Annotated in this window: 10 protein-coding genes and 1 pseudogene; 8 read left to right on the top strand and 3 right to left on the bottom strand. The window is 60.9% G+C overall.

Annotation, left to right across the window (positions count from 1 at the left end; all coding sequences use genetic code 11):
- Positions 1-257: 257 nt before the first annotated feature.
- Together EAE28_RS20115 and EAE28_RS20110 are read right to left on the bottom strand one after the other, a co-directional pair.
- Entirely contained in the window at positions 258-1,100 is an 843-nt protein-coding gene (locus EAE28_RS20115; protein WP_127109612.1) for a hypothetical protein, read from the bottom strand.
- 236 nt (positions 1,101-1,336) lie between these two features.
- Complete coding sequence (locus EAE28_RS20110) at positions 1,337-1,933, bottom strand: hypothetical protein (protein WP_425466781.1); 597 nt, start codon at positions 1,931-1,933, stop codon at positions 1,337-1,339.
- 529 nt (positions 1,934-2,462) lie between these two features.
- Here EAE28_RS20110 and EAE28_RS20105 point away from each other — a divergent pair.
- Positions 2,463-2,705: a type II toxin-antitoxin system ParD family antitoxin gene (locus tag EAE28_RS20105; protein ID WP_127109608.1), complete on the top strand. Its 243-nt coding sequence runs from the start codon at positions 2,463-2,465 to the stop codon at positions 2,703-2,705.
- A gap of 5 nt (positions 2,706-2,710) precedes the next feature.
- Positions 2,711-3,031, top strand: coding sequence for a type II toxin-antitoxin system RelE/ParE family toxin (locus EAE28_RS20100; RefSeq protein WP_127109606.1), 321 nt, complete (start codon positions 2,711-2,713; stop codon positions 3,029-3,031).
- 13 nt (positions 3,032-3,044) lie between these two features.
- On the opposite strand, the gene EAE28_RS20095 is transcribed toward EAE28_RS20100, so the two are convergent.
- Positions 3,045-3,272 carry a hypothetical protein gene (locus EAE28_RS20095; protein WP_127109626.1) on the bottom strand — a complete coding sequence of 76 codons (228 nt, stop codon included), beginning with the start codon at positions 3,270-3,272 and terminating at the stop codon, positions 3,045-3,047.
- Positions 3,273-3,517: 245 nt separating this feature from the next.
- Between EAE28_RS20095 and EAE28_RS20090 the strand changes: the two genes are divergently transcribed.
- From EAE28_RS20090 to EAE28_RS20065, 6 genes and pseudogenes are all read left to right on the top strand, one after another.
- Positions 3,518-3,844: a hypothetical protein gene (locus tag EAE28_RS20090; RefSeq protein ID WP_127109604.1), complete on the top strand. Its 327-nt coding sequence runs from the start codon at positions 3,518-3,520 to the stop codon at positions 3,842-3,844.
- A pseudogene (locus EAE28_RS20085) lies at positions 3,801-4,485 on the top strand (lytic transglycosylase domain-containing protein). The gene EAE28_RS20090 and the pseudogene EAE28_RS20085 overlap by 44 nt, the downstream one beginning before the upstream one ends.
- On the top strand, positions 4,482-4,772 hold the full coding sequence (locus EAE28_RS20080) for a TrbC/VirB2 family protein (RefSeq protein ID WP_127109602.1): 291 nt from the start codon (positions 4,482-4,484) through the stop codon (positions 4,770-4,772). Before EAE28_RS20085 ends, EAE28_RS20080 begins: the two are co-directional and overlap by 4 nt.
- Positions 4,773-4,781: 9 nt before the next feature.
- The gene (locus tag EAE28_RS20075; protein WP_071676063.1) at positions 4,782-5,060 is read left to right on the top strand and encodes a VirB3 family type IV secretion system protein; all 279 of its coding nucleotides are present in this window, start codon (positions 4,782-4,784) and stop codon (positions 5,058-5,060) included.
- On the top strand, positions 5,050-7,434 hold the full coding sequence (locus tag EAE28_RS20070) for a VirB4 family type IV secretion/conjugal transfer ATPase (RefSeq protein ID WP_127109600.1): 2,385 nt from the start codon (positions 5,050-5,052) through the stop codon (positions 7,432-7,434). The genes EAE28_RS20075 and EAE28_RS20070 overlap by 11 nt, the downstream gene beginning before the upstream one ends.
- Positions 7,431-7,646: a hypothetical protein gene (locus EAE28_RS20065; protein WP_127109598.1), complete on the top strand. Its 216-nt coding sequence runs from the start codon at positions 7,431-7,433 to the stop codon at positions 7,644-7,646. Before EAE28_RS20070 ends, EAE28_RS20065 begins: the two co-directional genes overlap by 4 nt.
- Positions 7,647-7,648 lie beyond the last annotated feature (2 nt).

Here is a 7,648-nt window from a genome sequence, read left to right as displayed (position 1 = left end):
TCCGCAAACGCCAGTCGACAGCGCCACCGAGCGGGCGACCGCAAGCGGAACATCAATGGGGCGGAGACGTCGCTTACCTTCGAGAGGCCCCGCAACATCCCAACACGATTTGCAGACACCCCCCTAAACATTTGAAAAACCAGCCTCCCATACCTGCTGGGACCTGACCACCCGTATAGCAGAGCGAGATAGGCACTAATCCATTGCGGGAGCGAGTACGCTGGCTCTTACTCCCTACAGGTGCTGCCGCCAGCGGATCATCTGGATATTTCCCCTGCCAACACCGCTCTTCCGTGCACCGCCAAAGTTGCTGAAAACCTCTGGCACCCAAACTTGCGGATCACATCGAGCACCCGCGCTTCGTAGGCAGCGTGTCCGATCAAGCGACACAAGTCGGACGCGTGGAACTGGCGGTTCGCAGTTGGTGCGGCTTGCATCTGTCTCAGCAATTCGCGCTCTTTGGGGTCCGTTATTGGTCTCGCGGGCGGCTTGACCGCGGGACGAGTTGGAGTTCCCGACGAATTTCGCCATCGGCGCATGAAGCCAAGCAGGAAGCCGGCCGGCACCCTGCCGTTGCCTCGGGACCGGTTGAAGGCGAGGAAGCGATCCCAGATGACCTGGGTGTCGATGTTCCAGCAGGGCAACGTGGCCTTCGCTGCTTTGATGAGCTCTGCCCAACTGGTCTGAAAAACGTTCGAACTCGCGGTGATATCGATCAGCCCTGAGAAGATAGTTTTGTTATTATTATCTCTAGATAGTGATGTGTCGCCTTCACCTGACACGAGATCATGGGTTTCACTCTCCTCGTCGAAGGCGGAAAACCGAAATATCCAGGGCGCGAACTTTCCATTCGGCTTTGCCCGCTCGAGCTGCAACTCCGACGTCTCAAGTTCGCTCAAAAGAACCGAAAGATATTGTCGTGAAACACCCATCTTCTCCGCCAGGGCCGAGAGGGTGAAGGCTGCAGTTCCGCGCGAAAAACCGTTGTAGCCATCCTTCCAGGCGATGGCGTCGAGGATGAGGGTGGCAAGCTTGTGGGCTGCAACAGAGAGATTTGTCTGCGTAATCCGTCGCAGGATCAGGCCGGTCGTAGGTTCCATGGTCGAGGTCTCCTTGGAGATCCGACGCCATGTCGTGAGACAACAACATTCTTGCCAGCAAAACAACTTTGCTGGTTGCAGGTGTTTTAGCGGTGCGCTAGGAAACTCTTGTTCACGGAGTTTTCTAGCACGGCGTCAGGCTTCACGGTCTGGCGTCGTCTCCTTTTCAGGGGTTTTGCACAGCCTCCCGTGCGGGGTTGTGAGGACGCGCGCGGCAAAACCGCGCGCAGATTTTGTCAGTAGCGAACTTCTTCAGAACCATAGTTCCCGGCGTGATCACGCCAGTCGACGAAGACGGAGCGGTAGAAGTAGCTGCCGCATCCATTCGGGATGCTCAGGCCGGATGCGGTCGGCACTTGGCTCACGTCGGATCTTGTCCATCGGTAATCGCCTTGCACGCCGTAGGACCCCAATCGCGTGGAATCACTGCGATTGCAGTCACCATCTCGGTTTTCATGCTGGCGGTACTGGATGTGATACACGCGAATGCTGCGCACGAAATCAAAGGCGTCGCCTGAGATGTCGATGTCGGCTTGTTCATCCGCTTGGACGCGGACAAGTGGTATCGGAGTCAATTCCTGCGGTTCGGGCGGATCGCGGAACGTGATCTCATAAAGGCGTTCCATGGGCGACATCGGGTTGGGATCGTTGAACGACACACCCATCGGACACCGCCAAATTTGCAAGGGCGGCTCGATTGGCCATGGTGTGATCCGCCGAATGAAGACCGCTCTAGCATGCGCGCAGGGCGCGGAGGCAGGCCAGCCCCCCGCAAGGCAGAGGAGGATTGCACAGTCCACCTGATAGGCCTGAGCCGGACCGGACGAGGCCATTAGTCCGGATATGCTTATTGCCGTGGCTGTTGCCACGCCGTGGATCACGTGCTTCATGATGCCGACTCCATCTATAATGGTGCAGCGATACGAAACAACATTAATGATAGCAAGGAGATTTGATTGATGGTGACATGCGATTGTTCGCTTTTGTCGCTTACCGGCTTCCAAGATCTGACGCCGGTTTGGGCTCTTGTGGTGTCTTGAAAGCGGCCAAAATTGCGGCCTCCTTTCACGTCCATTGCCAAACAAACACTTGTTACTAAATGCAAATGAAGCGTTCCAATGCGGCCATGTAAGCGGTCACGGAAGAACAAACCGGATGAGCCCGTCAAACGGCGTGTCGCAGCGCCCATGGTCCCGGGAAGGGCAGTGTCGGAAAACTGTCGAGCCCGGTTCTCCGGCTGGACTCCGGGGCAGAAGGACGGAAGGGGGCAGCGAGCCTATTTTGGGGCCTAAGTGGGATCGAGCATGAGGTTGAATATTTATGTCAGTATCTGCTATGATTGAGCATGGATAGGAGAGTCTGATGCCAAACATCCACCTGACCGAGCCGATGCAGAAATATGTGCAGGCGCAGATCGAGTCCGGCGCCTACGCCAATCTGAGCGAAGTCGTGCGGGCCGGCGTAAGGATGCTGATGGAGAAGGATGGCGCCCGGCAGTTCTATTCCCTCAAGGCCGACCTAGAGGAAGCAGCCTCCGTGGCGGAAAATGGGGATTTCGCCGAGTTCGATGCTCATGCCTTCGAACCGGATGCGTTTGATCGCTGACCCACATGACTATTCGGCTTTCCGGTCGGGCCAGGGCCGACCTTGAAGAGATCCGTGCCTACACCGTCGAGACCTGGGGTAGGGACCAATGGCTCGTCTATTACCGCCAGTTGGTCACCGCCTTCGAGCAAATCACCGGGGATCCCGACCGGGGTCGGGACAGGAATCTCTTCGTCCCGGGGATGCGATCCGTCAACTGCCAGCGTCACGTTATCTTCTACAAGCGGCTCGATGCGGCGGATGGCGCGGCAGTCATCCTGCGCATCGTGCACCAGCGCCGCAACATGCCCGCGCTCGTCTACTACGAGGATCTCGACGGCGGCTAAGCCATGCGTTTCCTCAATCCAATAGCTCGACCAACCTTCCATAGTCCTCACTGACCTCGCGCGCCTCCTGAAACGCTCGTTGGCGCTCGGCATCAAGACAGCGGAAGTAGTCCTGGATGTCGGCGATGTAGCCCTCGAAATCGGAACGCAGCAGATCGGCATATTCTCGAATGTCTTCCCGAGACTGAGGCAAGAACGGTCGTTCGGGAGGTACGCAATCTGCTGCCGCGGCTATCGGCATGCTTCCAAGCAGGAACGCGAACAGCAACAGTGCGTTGCGCGCAATAAACAAGCGCAGGGCAAAACTCCTTTGCCGCCTTTAAGATTATCATTCTGTCGGCTATCACCGTTATCGGAGCAAGGCGAACTTCGTCAACACGTTATTATTGTCTTGCTATCATTAATGTTGTTTTGTATCGCTCACGGTGTTGCGACCCCGTGGGCCTGATACTGCACCCAGGCAGAACAAGGACCCAAGGGAAGGCCATGATAGAAGAAGCCCCGAATGTGGTTACAGAAGACGGACTGCGCGGCTTGCTCGCCGAGGGCTACCTCATTGAGGTGGTCTGCAAGGAGAGAGCAGAGAAGCGCCATAACAGCTGGTACGGCTCGTGGGTCATCCGCGCCGTCGCCGCTGATGGGCGTGACGATAAGATGCTCGTCACCAGCCGAAGCGTCCTCAAGCTCCGCGACTTCAAAACCATCGTTGGCCTTGTCAGTTTCCTGGCCGACATGGGCTGTACGACCGCTAGCATCCCACTTGAAGAAGGTGGCCGCGAGCGCCACGCCGCGCCTCCGGTCAAAGGCAGCTGACCGCGCGACTGCGCTCGTCGTTGCTTTGGGTACAGGCGTTTGTTCCGCGCCCCCGGCCCTGGCCGACGGTTTCATCTTTTCGGTTGGCCCAGACGGCCAATTGATTTCCTCTTCTCAAGAGGCAAACGGGCGCCTTTTTCTCTTCGCAGAACCTCGCGTTCCTGACGCAACGAGCGAGACAGCGATCCCGGCTCGATCCGCCGCCCGCGCCACCCCAGAAATCCTCCATGCGATCGAGACCACGGCTCTGCGGTATGCCGGGCATGATGCGCTGCGTCGCGCAGGGCTTTCAGTCACTGATTGGGCGCTCCTTTACCGGGCCAATATCGAAGTCGAGAGCGCATACAATCCGGCTGCACGTAGCCCTGTCGGTGCCATAGGCCTTGGCCAGCTTATGCCGGATACCGCCCGCGATCTCGGCGTGGACCCACATGGCATTGCGCAGAACCTCGACGGATCAGCCCGCTACTTGCTGATGATGCTCGACCAGTTCGGCGAGGGCTCTCTGGCCCTTGCGGCGTACAACGCTGGCCCTGAGGCGGTCACACGCCACGGCGGCATCCCCCCCCTTTCGAGAAACCCAAGGGCATGTGGCCCGTGTGACTGCCGTGTTTGAGCGGCTCAGAGGAGATCTTTCATGACATCGAGACCTTCGATCGTCGCGCTCGGCGCGATAGCCCTTATCGTGCTGGCAAGTCCAGCGCTTGCGCAGAGCATTGACCTCTCGCCGGTGCAGACCCTGCTTCAAGGCATTGTCGATGCGATCACCGGTCCCTTGGGGATCGTGATCGGAACGCTTGCGCTGATCGGGGTGTTCCTTTCCTGGCTCTTTGGCATCCTCGACTTCCGTCAGGCGCTGTGGGTCGTGGTTGCAATCGCGGGCATCGCCGCAGCACCCACCATCGTCGCCGCCATCTGGACCACCTGAGCTCCATCCATGGCTGACCAGTCCCGCGTGTTCATCGGCCTTCTCAGGCCACCCAAGCTGATGGGCTTGCCGATCATGTACGCAATGGTCTGGCTCTTCGGCTCGACGCTCCTGTTCCTCTGGGTGCAGAGCTGGGTAGTGGCCGTCTTTGCGGGGCTGGCCTGGCCGGCGCTCTGGAAGGCCGCGGACTGGGATCCGAACTTCCTCGACGTCCTGGTGATCACCTTGCAAGAAACCCCGCCCACGGCGAACCGCAAGCTTCACGGAGGCGACAGCTATGCCCCGTGATGGACTGGCCGATGACGTCGCGGAAGGTCTCGATCCGCTCACCGCGCTGCCCGCATGGGTCAAGGGCGAGAAGCGGCTCTCGTTGATGCTGCCTTATGTCAGCCTTGTCACCGACCGGACGATCCGGACGCGCGGCAACGAGCTGATGCAGTGTATCCGTCTCGAAGGGGTGAACAGCACCACGAGCGAGGATGCGCATCTCGACCGGATCGGCGGGCTTCTCGCCGGGATCGTCGCGCAGGTGGGGACGGAGTTCTCCTTCTACCTGCACAAGGTCTCGAAAGCGGTCGATGTGACCCTGCCGCCCGTTCCGGGCGAGGGGTTTGCGGCTGCCGTCGATCAACGCTGGCGCGCGCATCTGGGTCAGGCCGGCCTGCGTGACAAGACACTGACCCTGACGGTGCTGAAACGTCCCGAGACCGGCAGCCGCTTGCCCTTCGGTCTGGGGGCGTCGCGTGCGCGATATGCAGCGGACACGACACGGCGCTTGCGCAAGCTCGACGAGGTCGTGGGGTTTCTCCTGTCGTCGCTCAACGAGTTGAAGCCCCGGCTGCTTGCCGCCAGCACCGGCGAGCTTCTGGGCTTCCTCGGCTCGCTCAACACGGGCGAAGAACATCCGCTGTTCCCGCGGTCGCGCCTCGGCGTGATTGCCGAGGACGTGGCCAATACCCGCGTCACCTTCCGCGGCACGACCATCGCGCTCTCCGACGGCGCCGTCGGCGACAAGCTCGGCGCGATCTTCGCGGTGAAGAACTATCCCGCCAAGACCGACAGCCTGATGCTCGACGAGCTGAACCTGCCCGTCGACATGGTGGTCACGCATTCCTTCGTGCCGATCAACGCCAACATCATGGCGGGTCGCATCAAGCGGCAGCTGCGCCTGATGCAAGCCGCCAATGACGGGGCTGTCAGCCTCGCGCAAGAGTTGGAACTCGCCCAAGACGATCTGGAATCCAAACGCCTGATCTTCGGCGAGCACCACATGACCGTGGCCGTCTATGCCCGCACCCAGACGGCGCTTGACGACATCGCGGCCGAAATCCGCAACATCTCCGCCACTTCCGGGATCAACCTGATCTCGGAGGCCTTCGGGGCGCGGGCGCATTTCATGGCGCAGCATCCGGGGAATACCGGGGCGCGCAGCCGCAAGGCCGCGATCACGAACCACAACTTCGCCGATCTCGCCACCTTCCACCGCACACCGCTCGGCAAAACCGGGCGGGAAGTCCCTTGGGGCGTTCCGATCACGCTCTTTCCCACACCCGAGCGCAGCGGTTTTCGCTTCAACTTCCACGAACAGGGCGCGCCGGATCGCGAGCCCACGGGAGGCCACACGCTGATCCTCGGCCGTCCCGGCTCCGGCAAATCCGTCCTGGCGGCTTTCCTGATGACCATGGCACGGCGGGCAGGTGCGCGGGTCTTCGTATTCGACTATCGCGCGGGGATGGAGATGGCCGTCCGCGCGCTCGGCGGCAGCTATTCGACCGTGCGGGCGGGGCGCCCCACGGGCCTCAATCCGCTCCAGACCGAGATCGACGTGCGGGGCCAGGCATGGCTTGCTGATTGGCTCGCGAGCCTCTTGGAGCGGCGCGATCGACCGCTGATCCCGGTTCAGACCATCCGACTGCAGGAAGTCGTGCGCCAGAACGCCAGCGCAGGACATGCGGGCCTACGTAACTGGTCGGATTTCGCCTCGCTGCTGGTCTCGACCGATGACGAGGGCGATCTCTTCGAGCGTATGCAGGAATGGACGGCCGAGGGTCGCTACGGCTGGATCTTCGGGGCCAATGCCGAGGACAGTTTCAGCATCGATGGAGACGTCGCGGGCTTTGACCTCACCGGCATCCTCGATTCCGAGAGCGAGCGGGAACGCATGGCGGTCCTGTCCTACCTCTTCCGCCGGGTCGAGCGGGTGATCGAGGACCGCAAGCCCACCATCATCGTCATCGACGAGGCATGGAAAGCCCTCGACAACGCCTACTTTGCGGAGCGACTCAGCAACTGGCTGGTGACCGCCCGCAAGCAGAACGCCGTCGTCGTGATGATGACGCAATATGCCAGCCAGCTCGAGCGCACGCGCACCGGCAAGGCCATCGTGGAAGCGGTGCCGACGCAGGTGCTCTTGCCCAACATTCGTGCTTCCGCCGCTGACTACGCGATGCTCGGCCTGACCGAGAAAGAGCTCGACGTGCTTCTGGGCGTCGGCTCGGCCTCGCGGCTCGCGCTTGTACGCGACGACCGTGGTTCTGTCGTGATCGATGCCGACCTCAGCGCGCTCGGCCCGCTCGTGACGATCCTTGGGGGAATGGAGAAGGGCGAAGCGCTTGTCGGCGCCGATTATCGCGAACGTCCTGATTTCTGGAGAGTGACATGACCCGTACCATCATTCGCAGCGTCGTGCTGCTCGGGCTCGGCCTGACCATGACAGCCTGTGCGCAGCATAACCCCCCGCAAGCCAACTGCTTCAATTTTCGCGAGGCTCCTGCGCAGGCAGGAACCGCCACCGCCACGATCTCGACCATGGGGGCGGAGGTTACGCGCCGCGACACGGCCTGCGATTTCGTCCTCTTGGGGGCGGGCGGCTGAGC

Origin of the sequence: Pararhodobacter zhoushanensis, assembly GCF_003990445.1 — a bacterium.
GTDB classification, from domain to species: domain Bacteria; phylum Pseudomonadota; class Alphaproteobacteria; order Rhodobacterales; family Rhodobacteraceae; genus Pararhodobacter; species Pararhodobacter zhoushanensis.
This window is presented reverse-complemented; position numbering and strand designations above follow the sequence as displayed.